Source organism: Streptomyces mirabilis (assembly GCF_039503195.1).
GTDB lineage: Bacteria > Actinomycetota > Actinomycetes > Streptomycetales > Streptomycetaceae > Streptomyces > Streptomyces mirabilis_D.
Genome location: NZ_JBCJKP010000001.1, coordinates 9,496,079 through 9,512,672, shown reverse-complemented (window position 1 = coordinate 9,512,672; position 16,594 = coordinate 9,496,079). Strand labels below are relative to the sequence as shown.

The 16,594-nt window shown below is 69.8% G+C and carries 15 protein-coding genes and 1 pseudogene; 6 read left to right on the top strand and 10 right to left on the bottom strand.

All coding sequences use genetic code 11. The features are described from left to right. The first annotated feature begins 755 nt into the window (after positions 1-755). Complete coding sequence (locus AAFF41_RS43120) at positions 756-1,751, top strand: TrmB family transcriptional regulator (RefSeq protein ID WP_343325781.1); 996 nt, start codon at positions 756-758, stop codon at positions 1,749-1,751. A 271-nt stretch (positions 1,752-2,022) separates the two neighbouring features. Then, on the top strand, positions 2,023-2,388 hold the full coding sequence (locus AAFF41_RS43115) for a hypothetical protein (RefSeq protein ID WP_319751176.1): 366 nt from the start codon (positions 2,023-2,025) through the stop codon (positions 2,386-2,388). A gap of 170 nt (positions 2,389-2,558) precedes the next feature. On the opposite strand, the gene AAFF41_RS43110 is transcribed toward AAFF41_RS43115, so the two are convergent. Continuing rightward, on the bottom strand, positions 2,559-3,113 hold the full coding sequence (locus AAFF41_RS43110; RefSeq protein ID WP_343325780.1) for a hypothetical protein: 555 nt from the start codon (positions 3,111-3,113) through the stop codon (positions 2,559-2,561). Between the two features lie 97 nt (positions 3,114-3,210). Here AAFF41_RS43110 and AAFF41_RS43105 point away from each other — a divergent pair. Both AAFF41_RS43105 and AAFF41_RS43100 read left to right on the top strand, forming a co-directional pair. After that, positions 3,211-3,757 (top strand): annotated as a pseudogene (locus AAFF41_RS43105) (helix-turn-helix domain-containing protein). 445 nt (positions 3,758-4,202) lie between these two features. Next, positions 4,203-4,613 carry a hypothetical protein gene (locus tag AAFF41_RS43100; protein ID WP_343326447.1) on the top strand — a complete coding sequence of 137 codons (411 nt, stop codon included), beginning with the start codon at positions 4,203-4,205 and terminating at the stop codon, positions 4,611-4,613. Here AAFF41_RS43100 and AAFF41_RS43095 read toward each other — a convergent pair. After that, positions 4,549-5,244: a DUF4232 domain-containing protein gene (locus tag AAFF41_RS43095; protein ID WP_343325779.1), complete on the bottom strand. Its 696-nt coding sequence runs from the start codon at positions 5,242-5,244 to the stop codon at positions 4,549-4,551. The two genes, AAFF41_RS43100 and AAFF41_RS43095, sit on opposite strands and share 65 nt — an antisense overlap. A gap of 363 nt (positions 5,245-5,607) precedes the next feature. Between AAFF41_RS43095 and AAFF41_RS43090 the strand changes: the two genes are divergently transcribed. After that, complete coding sequence (locus AAFF41_RS43090; protein ID WP_343325778.1) at positions 5,608-5,826, top strand: hypothetical protein; 219 nt, start codon at positions 5,608-5,610, stop codon at positions 5,824-5,826. A gap of 336 nt (positions 5,827-6,162) precedes the next feature. Here the strand turns inward: AAFF41_RS43090 and AAFF41_RS43085 are convergent, their stop codons facing one another. From AAFF41_RS43085 to AAFF41_RS43065, 5 genes are all read right to left on the bottom strand, one after another. Beyond that, entirely contained in the window at positions 6,163-7,038 is an 876-nt protein-coding gene (locus AAFF41_RS43085) for a class I SAM-dependent methyltransferase (RefSeq protein ID WP_319751179.1), read from the bottom strand. Positions 7,039-7,546: 508 nt separating this feature from the next. Further along, entirely contained in the window at positions 7,547-8,137 is a 591-nt protein-coding gene (locus AAFF41_RS43080; RefSeq protein ID WP_319751180.1) for a malonic semialdehyde reductase, read from the bottom strand. A gap of 10 nt (positions 8,138-8,147) precedes the next feature. After that, positions 8,148-8,549 (bottom strand): hypothetical protein, encoded by a 402-nt coding sequence (locus tag AAFF41_RS43075; protein ID WP_319751181.1) that lies wholly within the window; start codon positions 8,547-8,549, stop codon positions 8,148-8,150. Between the two features lie 79 nt (positions 8,550-8,628). After that, complete coding sequence (locus AAFF41_RS43070) at positions 8,629-8,862, bottom strand: hypothetical protein (RefSeq protein WP_343325777.1); 234 nt, start codon at positions 8,860-8,862, stop codon at positions 8,629-8,631. Between the two features lie 94 nt (positions 8,863-8,956). Continuing rightward, entirely contained in the window at positions 8,957-11,854 is a 2,898-nt protein-coding gene (locus AAFF41_RS43065; RefSeq protein WP_319751183.1) for a helix-turn-helix transcriptional regulator, read from the bottom strand. Between the two features lie 159 nt (positions 11,855-12,013). On the opposite strand from AAFF41_RS43065, the gene AAFF41_RS43060 reads away from it, so the two are divergent. Continuing rightward, positions 12,014-13,528 carry a 4-hydroxyphenylacetate 3-hydroxylase family protein gene (locus tag AAFF41_RS43060; protein WP_319751184.1) on the top strand — a complete coding sequence of 505 codons (1,515 nt, stop codon included), beginning with the start codon at positions 12,014-12,016 and terminating at the stop codon, positions 13,526-13,528. A gap of 19 nt (positions 13,529-13,547) precedes the next feature. On the opposite strand, the gene AAFF41_RS43055 is transcribed toward AAFF41_RS43060, so the two are convergent. The 3 genes from AAFF41_RS43055 to AAFF41_RS51905 form a co-directional block, all read right to left on the bottom strand. Beyond that, complete coding sequence (locus AAFF41_RS43055; protein WP_343325776.1) at positions 13,548-15,764, bottom strand: helix-turn-helix transcriptional regulator; 2,217 nt, start codon at positions 15,762-15,764, stop codon at positions 13,548-13,550. A gap of 136 nt (positions 15,765-15,900) precedes the next feature. Beyond that, on the bottom strand, positions 15,901-16,389 hold the full coding sequence (locus AAFF41_RS43050) for a flavin reductase family protein (protein WP_343325775.1): 489 nt from the start codon (positions 16,387-16,389) through the stop codon (positions 15,901-15,903). Continuing rightward, positions 16,386-16,544, bottom strand: a complete 159-nt coding sequence (locus AAFF41_RS51905; RefSeq protein WP_415925947.1) for a hypothetical protein — start codon at positions 16,542-16,544, stop codon at positions 16,386-16,388. Before AAFF41_RS51905 ends, AAFF41_RS43050 begins: the two co-directional genes overlap by 4 nt. Positions 16,545-16,594: the final 50 nt, after the last annotated feature.

Here is a 16,594-nt window from a genome sequence, read left to right as displayed (position 1 = left end):
CGGGCGGAAGCGGGACGACCCGTGCCGCGGAATGGGCCGCCCGCCGCACCGTGTGGCGGTGGCTCCCATACCGCGGCCCCCTCGCGGTGACGTTCACACTCGCCGCTGAACCAGCCGCCCACCGATGCCGCGTCGGCGCCTACGCCAGGCACCGTCGTCCTCGCCGGGCCGCTGGCGCGGGCACGAGCACAGTGACGCGATGACGGCCGTCGGATGCCATGGATGCACCGGTCCGACGGGTATGCGGCTCCGCCGACGGCGGCTGTCGGAAGCCGTCCTACGTTTTGGGCGCCGGTCTCAGCCGGTCATTCGTAGGATCGGTGACATCCAGGAGCTCCAGGTACGGCTCAGAAACTGTTGCCGATAGCAACGGCTGTTGACACTTGGCCGCCCGGAGTCCCGCGACGACTCGACCGCTGATGGGGATACGCGGCTTGATGGCTTCGTAGGGCAGTGCCGACGAAGTCGTGTCACATCCTCTTTTCGCAGGGGTTCTTCAGGCGAGGTTCGCGAGGGTGGCCGGGACCCCCTCGGTGCATCGGCACCGCCGGACCAGGCGGCGGGACATGACGGTGACGCACGCCCACCGGATGTGCGCTTCGGCTGCCTGGCGCTCGGCGCGGGGACGCAGGCCCGCGGCGAGGGGGGCGGAGACCGGAAGGGAAGATGTCGACCACGACACGAGCCGCACAAGGCGACAGAGGTGGCCGTCTTCCGCCAGCCGGCGGAAGCCGCCATGGAAACGGTGAGAACGCATGGCATTCAACGTGCTGGGTCTGACGGACGAGGCGGAGCGCGCGTACGCCGTGCTGGTCGGCCTGCCGCGGGCCACGGCCAGAGAACTGGCGGACGCCTGCGGCTTGTCCACGCCGGCCGTGGCACGGCTCTTGACCGCGCTGGTCAACAACGGCCTGGCGATGCGAGCGACCGGGCGGCCGCCCCGGTTCACCGCGGTCGCACCCGATGTCGCGGTCACCGCCCTCATCCGCCGACGGGAAGAGCAACTGGGCGAGGCCCGGTTGCTCGTGCACCAGTTGATGGACGCTCACCGCGAGGCATCCCGGATCAGCCACCCCGACATGCCGGTCGAACTGCTCACCGACCGCACCGACGTCATCGCTGCGGTACGGCGGCTGACCGCCGAGGCACGCCGCGAAGTACGGGTCTTCGACCGACCCCCGTATGTCGACCGCCCGGGCAGCAACTTCGAGGGACAGATCCAGCGGCAACGCGCGGGCGTGGCACACCGAGTGGTCTACGACCGTGCGGCGGTGGCCTGGCCGGGCCGCCTGAGCGACGACATCCTGCCCAGCGTCCGGGCCGGCGAACAGGCCCGGGTCCGAGCCGAGTTGCCGCTCAAGCTCGTGATCTGTGACAGCCGGGACGCTGTCATCCACTTCAGTCTCGCGCCGGGCGGACAGTCCGCCGCCTACCTGGTGCACAGCTCGCCGATGCTGGTGGCCCTGGAATCACTCTTCGAGGCGGAGTGGGAGCGAGCCGTTCCGGTGTCCGTGACGGGCCAGACGCCGCCCGCCGGTACCGCGGAGGAACCCGCGGCCGACGGACCCGACATGGAGACCCGCCACCTGCTCACGCTGCTCGCCGCCGGGCTCACCGACGCCGCCATCGCCCGGGTCCAGGGCTGGAGCGAGCGCACCACGCAACGGCGCATTCAGCGTGTGATGGCCCAGTTGGGTGCCCCCACACGCTTCCAGGCCGGCCTCCTCGCGGCTCGCCGCGGCTGGCTGTGACCATGACCGCCGTACCCGAGTGCGGGGCGGTCTCGGCGGGAACTCACGTCGTTACGAACCGCTGACGACGCCACCAGGTTCCGTTCTCGCGAATCTTGTCCATGGCGACACGGTGCCCACCAGCATAAATAATGCCTGGACGAAATGAGGAAACAAGTTCCATTTCCCTCTGCCCCCTTTGGCTCATTTCAACTCCTTGGTGCAGTTGACGTGCATCAGGAAATCTCAATAGCGTGCACATGACCAAACTTTCGACAGGGGGAAATGACCCGTGCACAGAAAAGCGATCAGCCTGTTCTTTGGAGCCGCGACCATCGCGGGCACCGTCGCCATGGGCGGCGCAGCCGAGGCAGCGACGCCCAACTCGGCAACAGCGGACGTGACGCACCACGTCGTCTGGCAGTCGGGCAAAGTAAGCCCCATGCATGTCCCGAACCACGGCTTCAACACGTATTCCTTCAACGGGGTGTCCTGGCGTGCAACGGTCACCGTCGATTACGGCCGCACCGGGGCGTGGACTCACTGCAGTGATGGCACGGACATCCATGGCCCGCTGCAGGGGCCCGGTTTCTGGGACTTCGGAGGCAGCTGCAGCGGCCACGGCACCATCACTCAGTACGGCTGGTATGACGGCTGATGATTCTTCCGGAGACGCAGCGGAAGACTAACTGCACCGAATAGAAGGCAATGGTGGTGTACCGGAATCTGATTCATTGTCCGGTACACCGTCACCCGTGCGGGCCCCACCGAATTTCCGCAATGATCGCAGAACCGAGCGCAAAGCCGTCTGAAGGACTGGCGACGTGCTCATCCGGCGGCTCGTGGCGTGTCCAGGGAGCGGGCGAAGTCGGCGAGTGTGCGGAAGTCGTCCTCGCGCAGACCGATTCGTGGGTTGACGTGGTGCAGAAGCCCAGGTCCGTGGTGGTGGGCGGTCACGTATGCCTGGTCCAGATCGCCCTGTTCGTCGTCCACCCAGGCGAAGGGACGGCCGTTGGCGTAGTCCACCAGGGGACCGGTCTTCCAGTGGACGCCGTCAGGGCGGTCCTGGAGCAGTACGTCGCCGAAGTCCACGAAGGGGAGTTCGGGAAGGCCGAGCACCGGAGCGATCCACCGGTTGGCGGCGTCCATCCATGTGGTGGCCCAGCACAGCTCGTAGCCAAGCCGGAGCAGGGATCGCCCGTGCTCTGGGTTGAGCCAGACCCGCAGGGGGCGCCGCCGGGCCGAAAGGCCTCTGTGTTCGTCTGACGTTCCGCTGTCCTGGGGCACTCTGAGTGTGGTGTAGCCGTCGGGGGCCCTCTCCGGCTGGGCCGCATAGGGGTTGAGAGGACCGTCCACGTCGAGGAACAACAGCGGTCGGTTCACGATTTCCCCCCGGTCTTGCGGAGCATCGGCTGTGCCGTGGAAGCGTAGCTGCAGCGATCGTCTCGGCGTCGGCCTGGTCTGATGTGATGATCCCGGCGTGGTGGGTGTGATCACGGTATCGGAGCCGTCCTGGACAGCCCCGATCACCGGGCTGAGTCCACGCTGTTGGCGGCAAGTTGGCGACCACACCGCGGCGCGACGAAGCAGACGCGGTCCGCCGGCGCCGACCGTGGAGCCTGTCGCCGGAAGACCGGCTGCTGCTTGGTCACGGCGTACTGGCGCACGAACCTGACGCTGCGCCGACTTGCCCCGCTGTTCGGCGTCTCGAAGTTCGCAGCCGACCGCATCATCGGCCACCTCGGCCCTCTTCTCGCGCTCCGCCCCCGCAGACGGTTCGTAAGGACGTGCTCATTGTGGACGGCACCTTGGTCCCCACCCGCCCGACCGGCGCCGCAACGGCGAAGAACTCTCCAGCTGGAAGCAGGAACACAACGAGTTGCACGAACGAGTCCGCGCCGAGTCGAGCACACCTTCGCCCGTATGAAGTCCTGGAAGATCCTGCGCGACTGCCGCCTCAGGGGCGACGGCGTTCACACGCCATGAGCGGCATCACCCGCCAGCACGACCTCGCCCGTGCTGGATGAACCAGTGGGCCGGACACCGACAGATCCGGCGGGGCGCGTGAGTTGATCGTGGCGGAGTACCGGGTCATCGGGCTGTCGTCGGACGTGATCACTGAACTCATCGCCGAAGTCGGTCCGTTGTGGCACGAGCAGCATCAGGTGCGACTCACAGCTCGGACACGGCGGCAGGCAGTAGGAGCCGGGGCGAAGCACAAGTTCGTCTTCGCCGACCGGCTGCCGGCCGCACTGGTGAATCTGCGCCCTGGCACCACTCATGACGTGCTGGCCTGGTGGTTCGGCGTGGAATGCTTCACAGCGCCTGCGCCGTCGGCGAGGTACGGCCCCTGCCGGCGCGACGGGGCTGTTCCGTCGTACGGGCGTCCTGCTGCACGCCCTCGCCGCCCACGTCATCGAGCACCTGGGCACCGACGGTCGGACCGGGATCACCGACGGCACGGAGATCCGTGTGCGACGCCCAGCCGCAGGCCGCAAGGACCGGGACACGTTCGTCTCCGGCAAGACCAAGCAGGACGCCGTGCAATCCATGGTCCTCACGGACGCCGCGGGGCGAGTGCTGTTCTGCAGCCCGGCCCGGCCGGGCAGTTGCGCCGACATCACCCAGGGCCGACAGCGTGGGACTGGTCCACCTCCTGGCCGACGGCCCGTTCGTGGAGATCCTCGCGGACGCCGACTACCAGGGCCTGGGCGCGCGGTCAGACGGACGGGTGGTGACACCGCCCCATCGGAAGTTCAAGAAGAACAGACTTCGACGTGCCGCGGCCAACCGTGCACGAGGTCGTCAGGCGTGCGGGTCAGCCGCCCTGACCGGCGCTTCCGACCGGGCCGACCTTCACCGGGGAGCCGGAGCCGTCCGTGACGGGCAGCGTGGCGGCGCCCGGCCAGTCGAGGGTGACCGACTTCGTCTCGTCCGGCGGGGTCACGACCAGCCCGGTGATGCGAACGCCGGAGCCGCCCGACTTGTTGAACGGGTAGTTGACGGGGAAGTACGTCGACTTCCCGTTCTTGAGGATGGCCGAGCCGGCTTGCTGGCCGGTGCGCTTCGCGGACAGCGATCCCGCGCTGGTCTTCAGGTCGACGCCCGCATACCCGGAGATGGTGCAGTCCCGGCCGCCGTGGTTCGTCAGGGTGACCACGACGGTGCCGTCGGGGTCGCCGTCGATGGTGTTGTCCTTCGCCGTGATCTCCAACTCGTCGGTGCGGCACTTGCCGACCTTGGCGTTCGCTTTGGAGCCGGTCCCGGCAGCCGTACCCGTCCCGCCGGAGCTCGTGGCGCCGGAGCTCGTCCCGGCGGAGTTCTTCGCGCCGCCCTGATCCGAACTGCCCGAGTCCGAACCGCCGCCCGAGGACGACCCGGTGGCTCCGGACGACACGGTGGACGGAGATGACGGGTCGCTCTGTCCCGTGCCGGCGTTGTCGTTCTGGCAGGCCGTGAGCGAGAGACCGGCGGCGACGGCCAGGGCGGCGAAGGTGAGCTGGTGAACGCGCATCGTTTCTTCCTCAGTATCGGTTGGCAGCCACGCTGAAAGAACCCATTGAGTTCCTCTCGGTTCGCCGACCGGCTGCGCCGAAGCCGCCGTACAGCTCGAGGTGCCTGTCAGCGGATAGGCCGCTACCGTCGAAAGAGGTGAGGTCGCGATTCAGGACACGTCCCGCGACGCGCTCCCGCAACGGTGGGCCCGCAGCCCGGAGACGTGCGTCCCTCGCTCTCACGCGGCGACCTCGACGACAGCGCCGCATCGGTCTTCGAGCGGCACCATTCAGCCATCGCCGGACCCCACGCTTCGGCGTGAGGCCGCGGCCATCCCCTTCGTGCTGGGACAGCGCGAGAACGTGGAAGAAAGAGCAGAGCCATGCGAGCACATCGCGCCAAGTGCGCCTTCGCCTGCGTCGCGGCCGGCTTCCTGCTGGCAGGCGGCACCGCAATCGGAGTGGCGGGCACCGCCGCAGCAGCCGCCCCCGCCACGACGACCGTCTCGGTTACTGGCTGCTCGTGGCACAGCGGCTGGTACGACCGTTACCACCACTGGCACCAGGGCTATTGGGACTGCTCGAACGGGAACAACCGCTGACCTGCCCGCCGTCGGCCGAACCCGGGCCCGGTGCCCTCCACCAAGCCGCCGCGGCCCCTGCGTGACACCGCGGCTCTGTTTTCTGGTCGGAGCCGTGGTGAGAACGACGTTGCCCGGGGCGCCTCAGCGTCAATTGCAGTGCTTGAGGCGAGTGCAGCTCCTACCGAGGAAGCGATGCGTCGTGGCCTCGTGCGGGTCACAGCGACCGTCGGACGTATATGCCCCAGAGTGCTTCACGGACATGCGTTCCCTCTACGTTCGTTTGGTGCGGCCGCAGGGGCCGCGGGACCGCTCGCGGTGACCCTGCAGCCGCACACCCCCTCACTCCTCCTGGAATCAGGCCCGTCGGGCGACGGCGACGCGGCCGGAGCGCAGCGCCGTACGGCCCCGCATGCCGGACTCCAGGCGATTCGCGATGGCCAGCAGGTCTTCGTCGGAGACGACTCGCAGCCCGTATTCGGTGAGGAGGGCCGCCATCTTCTGCGGCTTCCACAGGGAACGCCACGGCTCGCTCGCCGTGACAGAGCTGTTCAGGACACGCGCGATCAGCCGGCCTGCGGAGGCCTTTACCGACGGGCCCTGGTAGTTGAGGACCAGCGCGCTCCCCGGCGCGGAACGGTCGGCGACCGCACGTACCGTGGCGCGCACCTCGTCGCGTGTCAGGTACGGGACGACCCCCTCCCATAGCCAGGTCGTAGGCACGGACGCGTCGTGACCGGTGGCCTCAAGTGCGCTGCCCAGGTCGTCGGTCGCAAAGTCGACGGGCGCGAAGCGTACGGAACGTGCCACGACGGGCGGTGTGCCCGCCTCAGCCAGGCGTTCCTGTTTGTCCTGCTGGGAGGCCGGGTGATCGACCTCCCACACGTCCGTGTCCGCGAGCTCCGACAGCCGCCACGCACGCGAGTCCAACCCGGCGCCGAGCACCACCAACTGGGGAGTCCTGTGGCTGCGCACCGTGTCGTCGATCGCGACCGTGCGCGGCACAACGACCTCCGCACAGGCCCGCACACCCTCGTACGTCGCACGTGCCTTCCAGCCCGTGGAGGGAGTGCCTGCGCGCACCTCGTCCACAGGGGCCCTCTCCGGGGGCCGCAGCAGCCGCACCGCCACCGCGTCTGCGAACCGGCCCGCCGCAAGCCTGCCGTCCGCTGCCGCCCGCCCCTGACACACCAGGACCGCCGTACGGCTCGCCGTGCGCTCGATGTCGCTCATGAGTGGTAGTTAATACCATCCTCGTGCGGTGTACGGGCTGGGTGATTGCTAAGCGTTTGATCTTGTGTAGGTGCTGGTCAGCTGAGTTCGAGGAGTGCGGGCGCCGGCGGCTCGTTGACACTGATGGGCGGCCGAGTCGGCCATCGCCGGGGAAGCGAGACCGACCGGAGCGAGGAACGACGCGGGTGCGGCGGCCGATGCCAAGGCCACCGGCATCGGTGGCCGACATGGCCGCGGGCGCGGACGGCATCGACGACCCGGTCGCGCTGCGGCACGGCGCGATGCCGGCCGCGTTCGGCGGGATCCCTGCCCCGTCCGCCCCGGGTACCTTCCTGCACGCGTTGGCCCACGGCCGCACCCTCCGACTCCACGTCGCGCACCGCAGATTCCTGGCCGCGCACATCCCGCTGCTGCCCGGCTCCGGCGCGCAGACGTTCATCGACGCAGGCTCCACCGACAACCGCGTCTGCGGCCGCAGGTGCGGCGCCGGCCGGCCGTTGCCCCTCGGTCAGACGGTGGTGACCACTTGCGCGTATGCCAGACGTGGGGAGCGCGTGAACCACGCGTTCTCGCCCGGCCTGCCGATGTTGACGACGACGAGAACCGAGTGCTCACCGTCGCTGAAGAACTCCTTGTCGATGCCCTCGGCGTCGAAGCCGGTCATCGGTCCTGCGGCCAGGCCGGCGGCGCGGACGCCGATGATGAAGTAGCCGACCTGCAGGAGCGCGTTGAGCTCCGCGGAACGCTCGCGCACCGCACGCTCGGCGAAGAGACTCTTGGCCTGTGGGAAGTGCGGGAACTGGCTGGGCAGTTCCTCGTGGAACTCATTGTCCGCGGCGAGGACGGCGACGAGCGGGGCGGCCGCGGTCTTCTTGCGGTTGCCCTCGGACAGGTGCTCGCCCAGGCGCTCGCGGGCCTCGGCGGAACGGACCAGCACGATACGCAGAGGCTGCTGGTTCATCGAGGTGGGACCGTACTTGACCAGGTCGTAGATGGCCTCGATCTGGTCCTCCGATACCGGATCGTCGGTGAAGGTGTTGGCGGTCCGTGCCTCCCGGAACAGGAGGTCCTGGGCGGCGGGGTCGAGGGCGAGGGACATGGTGAACCTCTTACGGTTGAGTGTCTGTGGTTTCTCGGTGCCGGCGAACTGCGAAGCAGAGGAACTGGGCGCTGACACCCAGCAGGTACACGGCGGTCGTGGCCGTCCCGACGAGCCCCCACAGCAGGGGCCCTGAACAGCACCGGGTCAGCAACAGGCTGGCCAGCGCGGCGCAAGCCGCCATGGGCAGATGGAAGGCCGCCCAGATCCGCGTACCGGCCGGGGCGGACCGCTCCGGCATCATGGGGGCACCGCCGTGTGCGACAGCGGCCAACGCGACGAAGGCGAGCGTCGCGCCGGCGAGGAGCGCCAGGACGTCGGCTCCGCCCGGGGCGCCGCGATCGGACGACGTCACCGCGGTGGCGGTCCACAGCGCCAGGGTGTACCCGTGTGGGGCCGCGCTGGCGGTCACGGCGGCCCGGAGCTGGCCGCGGTATCCGCGCTGCGGGCCCCTACGCGCACCGGGCCCGGCCGCCCTGGGCTGCGGTTGGCTATCCGTCCGCGACATGGATGACGGTCTTGCCACGCGGGTGCTCCTTCTCGGGCGGCGCGGCGGTACCGGCAAGGGCGCCGCCGGGGTGCAGAGGGCCCCAGGGCCGGGTGTGGGTGTCACCGCCCGCCGTGTCGCGTACGACGTCCACCTCGGCCACTTCGAACCGGCTGTCTCGGGCGAGTTGTTCGGGGCCTTCGCATCGGTGAGCGCGTACTGCGCGCGTCGTGTTCATGAGGCGGTCACCTCCTGATGAATGGCGGTGCCGTGGCGAAGGCCACGCCGTTGCGTCCAGCATCACGGTGGTGCCGGAGTCAGGCGTCACCCATTCAAGGGATCCTTGCCGCCGTTTCCTGCGGTCGGTACGCCGCTCGGTCGGCCCCGTCGGCGCTGATGCCCCGCTCGATCGCCAGCCGGGTCAGCTCGACCCGCGAGTTGATGCCGAGCTTGGCGAAGATGTGCTTCATATGTGTGTTGACGGTGTGCACGGACACGTAGAGCCGGTCGGCGATGGCCCGGTTGGTGAGGCCCTCGACGACGAGCGGGATCAGTTTCCGCTCGGATTCGGTCAGGCTCCCCAGCCCCTGGGGGCCGGCCGTGTGGTTGCGCACGGGACCGGTGCGCACGCCGAGCCGACGCAGGCGCCGCCTGATCCGTTCCTGGTCGCGCCCGGCTCCTGAGGCCGATGCCAGCCGGCCGGCTTCTTCGAAGTACGGGATCGCCGGCGTCGTGTCGGCCGATGCCGCCATGAGCTCGCCGAGGTCCTCGCAGGCCGCTGCCAGGGCCAGCGGCCTGCCGGTGCTCCGGTAGCCGGTGATGGCGGACGCCAGCGCGCGGGGGTCGCGGTGGAGCAGGCCGTCCACGTGGGTGCGGACTGCGCCGATGATCTGCCGGCTCTCGTCCTGTGCGGTCAGGCTGCGCAGTGCGCCGGACACGGCCTGCGCGAGCGACGGGTCCTTGTCGCGGAGCGCGATGCGCACGATCCCGGGCCAGTGGGACGGAGGTACGGCGAGCAGCCGCGTCGGCTCACGGCTTTGGAAGCTTGCCGAGAGTGCCGCCGCCGCTTCGCCGTCTTCGCCCTCCGCGTCTGCGAGGCCGGCGCGCGCGAGAGACACCCAAGGGCCGTAGCGCTGCCTCGTGTTCGTGCCGGAACCGGTTTCGGCGGCGCGGAGGTGGTCTTTGGCCTTGGCGAGGTCACCGCGTCTGATCTCCACCAATGCCAGTACGGAGCGGGCCTGCGGGTTCGGCAGAGTGATCTCGAGTTCGCCCGCCACCATCAGGCTGGACTCGGCTTCCACGGCCGCGTCGTCCAGCGCTCCCTGTTCGAGGAGTGCGCAGGCACGGGCGGCATGCCAGTGGGGTAGTGACCAGCCCAGGCCCAGCGCTTCCGCTTCGCGCTGTCCCTCCCGCAGGACCCGCTCGGTGTCCGCGAGCCGGTCGGTGGCGGTCAGCACGGTGGCCAGCCACAGCGCCGGGATGCGCGGGGGCCGCAGGTAGAGCGCGGCGGACTGGGTGCCGGCGCGCCGGGTGGCTTCCTCGGCGAGTTCGAGGGCGCGGGCCAGGCGCCCGCGGTAGAAGGACGTCTGCGACTGGAACACCATGGCGCTGACGACGACGGCCGGGTCATGGCTGCGGTAGGAGGCCTCGACCAGCCAGGGGCCGGTCTGCTCGGCAGCGGTGATGTCTCCGAGGTACACGTGGCCCGTCGCCTTGGTCTTCAGCAGCCGCATGCGCAAGTCGGGCGGCAGCGCGGGAAGGTCCAGTGCCCGCTGGAGGTGTGTCATCGCGGCGGCGTCGTCGCCGGCGGCCTGGTGGATCTCGGCGGCCACCAGGCGCAGGTATGCCTCCTGCAGTGGCTCGAGGCCTTCCGGCAGAGTGGTGTCGACCAGGTCGAGCGCCTCGTGGACGCGGCGGGTCCGGCCGAGGTACTCGGCGGCGTCGGTCAGCAGGGTGATGCGGCGCCCATCGTGTGGGGGCAGCAGTCCGGCGACCCGCTGGGCCAGATCCGCAGCCGCGTCGGGGGCCGACGACGACAGTTCCCTTACGGCGGTGGTCAGCGTGGTCACGGCATCGTCGTCGACCGGGCCGCCCGACATGACGACGTGCCAGGCCACCTCGGCCGATCGAGCTCCGATGCCGCGCAGGCTGTCGGCCGCTTCCCGGTGCAGAGCGGTCCGTACGGCCAGAGGGAGGTTCTCGAGGACGGCCTGCCGGATGAGGTCGTGGCGGAAGGCGACTCGCGGGCCGTCGGCCGAGAGCAGACCGGCGTTCAGGGCGGCCTCGACGCCCGACAGCAGGCTGCCGACCTGCCTGCCGAGCATGCGGGCGGCCGTGCCGAGGTCGAATTCGCGGCCGAGGACGGACCCGATCTGGAGCAGGCGTACGGCATCGTCCGGGAGCCGGTCCAGGCGCGCGGCGATACTCCGCCGGAAACTGACGGGGATGCCGTCGTGCAGGAGGCCCGCCTCGCCCGCCTCCATTTTGGCGGCATCCGTGTCGGCGAACGCGCGCACCAGTTCGATCGCCAGGAAGGGATTGCCCGCGACGGCTCGCAGGAGCCTGGCCAGGCCGGGTGAGGGCCTCGCTCCGAGGACGTCGGCCGCGATGTCCTGCAGTTCCTGCTGGGGCAGGGGACCGAGGGTGAGCCATCGGGCTCCGAGGCGTTCGAGGTCCTCCCGCACTCTGGCCACGGTCGGTCGCTCGGTGTCCGACCGTACGGCCAGCACCCACAGGATCCGTGAGGCTGCCAGTCGTCCAGGCAGGGTGCGGAGGACGAAGAGGGTGGCCGGGTCCGCCCATTGCGCGTCGTCCACGAGGACGGCCACCGGGGCGTGCTGAGCCCGGTCCTCCAGAGCGTCCGTGATGCTGTCCAGCAGCCAGAGCCGCTGGTCGTCGGTGGCTGCGGCGGCTCGGTGGGAACCGTCGGAGGAGTGCAGGGCGGACTGCAGTGCGGCTCCTGCCGCGTACTGGTCGAGCTCGTCGGCCCGTACCGACACCACGTCGAACCCGGACCGCCGCGCCATCTCGTCCAGTTCCGCGAGCAGCCGGCTCTTGCCGACGCCAGGCGTGCCTTCCACGACCACGCAGGCGCCCCGTCCGCCACGTACCGTGTCCAGGGCTTCACGGACAGCCGTGATCTCGCGGTCCCGTCCCCGCAGGCGCAGACCGGTCATGGCCTGGTTCCCACGCCCGCCTGCCTGGTCGTCGGCGGGGTCTGTGCTGCTCATGGGGCAAGCATGGCTCACGGCCGTATCCGCCCTCAACGCCGGTTTCCCGGTGATCGCCGCTTTCACCCGGGTGATTGCCGGCTGTGCGCCGTCTTGTCACCCTGTCGCGACGCATGCTCCGTGCCATCCGGATCTCTTGCCCCTGGAGAGGAGCACGACGTGCGTACAGGCAAGGAATACCTGGCAGCGCTGAACGACGGCCGCACGGTGTGGGTGGGTGACGAACTCGTCGACAACGTGGCCACGCACCCGAAGACCAGGGCGTACGCCCAGAGCCTCGCGGCCTTCTACGACCTGCACCACCGCCCGGACCTCCAGGACGTCATGACGTTCGTGGACGAGGGTGGCGTCCGGCGGTCCATGACATGGTTCCAGCACCGCTCCAAGGATGACCTGCGGCGTAAGCGGCACTACCTGGAGACGGTGCAGCGGGAACTCGGCGGCGGGGCGATCCCGCGCACACCGGATGTCAACAACTACGTCCTGCTCACCTACATCGACGACCCGGAGCCCTGGAGCAGCCAGTCCGTCGGGACCGACGGGAGGGACCTCACCGAGGGGATCCTCGACTTCTGGAACGTGGTGCGGGACGGCGACCTCAACGCGACGCCGGCGTTCGTCGACCCGCAGGCGGACCGCTCGCGCGATTCCGCACAGGCCGAGTCGCCTGCGCTGCGGGTGGTCGCCACCTCGGACGAGGGCATCACCGTGCGGGGCGTGAAGGCGATCAGTACCGGCGCGGCCTTCGGGGACTGGATCCACATAGGCGTCTTCTACCGTCCCGGGATCGTCTCGGAACAGATCATCTACGGGGCGGTGAAGCCCGACACTCCCGGGGTCACCATCATCTGCCGGGAGAGCAACGTACGCGACGGTGAGGAGGTGGAGCACCCGCTCGCCTCGCAGGGTGACGAGCTGGACAGTGTCATCGTGTTCGAGGACGTCCTCATCCCCTGGAACCGTGTCTTCCACATCGGTAACCCCCAGCACGCGTCGCTGTACCCGCAGCGTGTCTTCGACTGGCTGCACTACCACTCGCTGGTGCGTGCGATGGTGAAGGCCGAGCTGATGCTCGGCCTGGCCCTGCTGATCACCGAGCACATCGGCACGTACCAGCTGCCGCCTGTCCAGGCCCGCGTCGCCCGGTTCGCCGGCTTCCACCAGACGCTCAAGGCGCATACGGTCGGTTCGGAGGACGAAGGGTTCTTCACTCCCGGCGGCATCTTCAAGCCGAACGTCCTGATGTTCGACTTCGGGCGGGCGTACTACATCGAGCACATCACCGACATGGTCCACGAGCTTCTCGACCTGTCCGGTCGTGCCGCGCTCATCTACCCCACCGAGGGGCAGTGGCAGCAGCCCGAACTGCGGCCGTGGCTGGAGGCGCTGCAGACCGGACCGGTCGGCAGGCCCTACGACCGGCTGAAGATCAGCCGAGTGATCCGCGACATGTTCCTGTCCGACTGGGGCGACCGCATCAGCACCTTCGAGAACTTCAACGGCACGCCCCTGCTGGCCATCCGCAGCCTCACCATGAAGCGCGCCGAGATGTCCCCGAGCGGCAGCATGGCGGACCTCGCGCGCAAGGTGTGCGGCATCGAGAGCGTGAGCGACGAGGAGGAGACCGTGTACAAGGCTCAGGCGAACTACGCCCGACGCCAGGACGCCTCCTAGCAGGATGCCGGGGCCCGGGTCAGAGCACACCGCACTCCCGGGCCCTGGCGACCGCTCCGCCCCTGTCGTGCGCGCCGAGTTTGCGGAAGATCGCCCGTACCTGTGTCTTGACGGTGTTGTGGGACACATAGAACTCGGAAGCGATCTCACGCAGCGTCAGCGGACCGCACAGGGCCCGGAGCACCCGCCGCTCCCCCACCGACAGGTCCTGGGGGCGGGGGGCGGCCGGAACCACCACCGTGTCCTCGCCTGCTCGGGCGAGCAGGTCCGTCAGCACCCCGGGCGACTCGCACCGGGCCGCCGCCCGCCCGGCCGCCTCGCGGGCCTCTCGCGCCGCGTCCGTGTTGCGCCGCGCGCTCTCAAGCCGCGACCGCGTGAAGTGGCACAAGGCGCGCACGTGGGGTTCGCTTTCCGTCCGGGGCGAGCCCGCCAGCACCGCTTCCGCGCCGGCCAGAACCCGTTCGGCCTCCTCGGTCCGTCCCTCTTCGAGGAGCAGGCCGGCCCGGCCGATGTAGGCGGGCACAGAGACGAAGTGCCGGCCCAGGCCGACCGACGCGACTGCCTCGAGGGCCTCGTCACTGAGAATGCGTGCCAGTTCGTGCCGTCCGGCCAGGAGCGCACACACCACCCGCAGCCCCAGCGCGCGGACGAGCGCCAGGCCGTGCCCGGCGGCATGCGCATCACGGGTCGCCTCGCCGAGCAGCGCCTCCGCCTCCTCGTACCGGCAGGTCCAGAGCAGCGCGGCACCGCGGGCCGTACAGGCCAGGGCACGCCAGGCAGTCAGCGGCAGGGTGGCGGCGACGGCGGCTTCGCCGAGACGGCCGGCGGTCAGCACCTCCCCCTTCAGACAGCAGGCCACGACCTGAGCGACGGCTGCGGCGTCGGACACGGTGCCGCCTTCGCCGACCGTCTCCAGTCCCGTCTGCCTGAGCTGGGCCACATCCAGCCAGCGCCGGGCCGTTTCCGGGGCGCCTCCTGAGAGAGCCGCCATCGCCGCCACGACGCACAGCCTCGCGTCGGCGGCGACCGTGCGGGGCGGCAGGAGATCCAGCCAGTGCGAGACCTGCGCACCACGGCCCGCCGAGATCGCCTTCTCCCAGCCGTCGAGGACCGACGCGACGGCCGCGGGCTCATCGCCGCCCAGCGTCCAGTGCCGTACGGCCGCGGTCGTCTCCCCCTGCCGGGAGTACCACTGAGCCGCCGACCGGTGCAGGGACACGACGGTGTCGGACCCTTCGGACTCAAGGACGTCGGACAGCAGCGAAGCCAGTGCCCGGTGATGCCGGTACGCCGACGGATCGGCGGCGGGCACGAGCAGTTGCACGGTCCGTACGAGCTCGCGCAGCAGTACGCCCGCCCGGTCCCCGGCCAGGGCCTGGCACGGCCCGGCGCTCAGCTCGTCGAGCACACTGGTACGCAGCAGGAACCGGCGCTGTTCGGTGGTGAGCCGATAGAGCACCTCGGTGGCCAGATACTCGGTGACCGCCTGCCTGCCGCGGGCCAGGTTGCCTTCCGTGTCGGCCTCGTTCGCCGAGCGGGTGAGGGCGCGCCCCATGATGCACAGCCCCGCCGCCCATCCCTCGGTGGCCTCGTACAGCGCGCTCGAAGCGTCCGCGGTCGGAGCGGACCCGAGGAGACCGGTGAGCACTGCCTGTGCTTCCTCAGGGGTGAAGGCCAGGTCGTGCTGGTCGAGTTCGGCGGTCAGACCCCGCGCGCGCAGGGTCGGAAGGGGGCTTCCGGGAATGTGCCGGGTCGACAGAACGACGCGGAAACCGTGGGGAAGCCTTGTCAGGAAGTCCGCCAGGCTGCGCACTGCGTCGGCGTCCGTGATGGATTCCAGCCCGTCGAGGATCAGTGTGAGCGGTCCCTCCCCGCCCGGTCCGGTCACCAGGCCCGGCAGGATCTCCTCGAGCCATGCGTCCACCGTCCACCCATCGCTGTCGAGGCGGCCGGGCAGGTTCGGTCGTGCGTGGTGCACCGCTCGCAGGATGCAGGACCAGAGCCGGTCCGGGGCGTTGTCATACGCGTCCAGGCTGAGCCAGGCGCACTCTCCGCGGGCCGCCAAGCCCTGCGACCACTCGGTCAGGAGCACCGTTTTCCCGGCGCCGGCCGGCGCGGAGAGCAGCACCACGGGCTCGGTCGCCGTCTCAAGCCGGCGCAGTAGACGCGGGCGTGTCAGCAGATGCGGGGGCTGGGCCGGAGGATGCAGCTTGAATGTCGCAACGGAGCTGGTCATGGCACTTTCCGTGGAGTCGTCGGGACGGGCGGAGCCCCCGACGGCCATGGCTCACCTCGCAGGAGCCGGACATCGGGGGTGGCGGCGGCCGGTCACGGGCCTGGCGGCGGCCTCCTTCGAACCGCTGCCTCCAGGACTAGTGCGGAGCCCTGAGTGCGCCGAAGCCGCCCGCGAAGTGGACCAGCGGTCGGCAGTCCGCCTTGTGTGCCCATTGGCGGACGTCGCCCACGAAGATGGTGTGATCGCCGCCGGGGAGCGCCTCGGCGACGTCGCACACGACAGCCGCGATGGCGTCCTTCAACACCGGCACGCCGTGGTCGTCGAAGGTCTCGACGCCCGCGAACTTGTCCGCTTTGGACGCGGCGAAGTTCCGCGCCAGGTGCTCGCTGTCCTCGCCGAGCACATTGACGGCGAAGCGGCCGTACGCCGCGATCGCGGTCCGCGTGTACAGGTGGTTGCCGATGCATACGAGCAGCTGGAGCGGGTCGAGGGAGAGGGCGGACACGGCGCTCGCCGTCATGCCGATGGGTGTGCTTCCGGAGCACGTGGTGATCACGCTGACACCCGTGACGAGCCGGCTCATCGTGGCTCGGAAATCGACTGTCATGTCAAGGGTTTCGGTCATCGGAGGACCTCCGTGAAAGTCGGGAAGAGCGTCGGCCTGTTGCGCAGGTCACGGGGTGAACTCACCGCCCCGACGGGTGGGTTGGCGGGCATGTCGTTCGAGCGGGGCAGGAAGGCGGGCGGCTGCCCCATGACGTACGCGAGGTCGTCGCGCACGTGGTGGACGGATCGCGCTTCGCCGAGTTCGGGGCAGAGTTGCGGGCCGG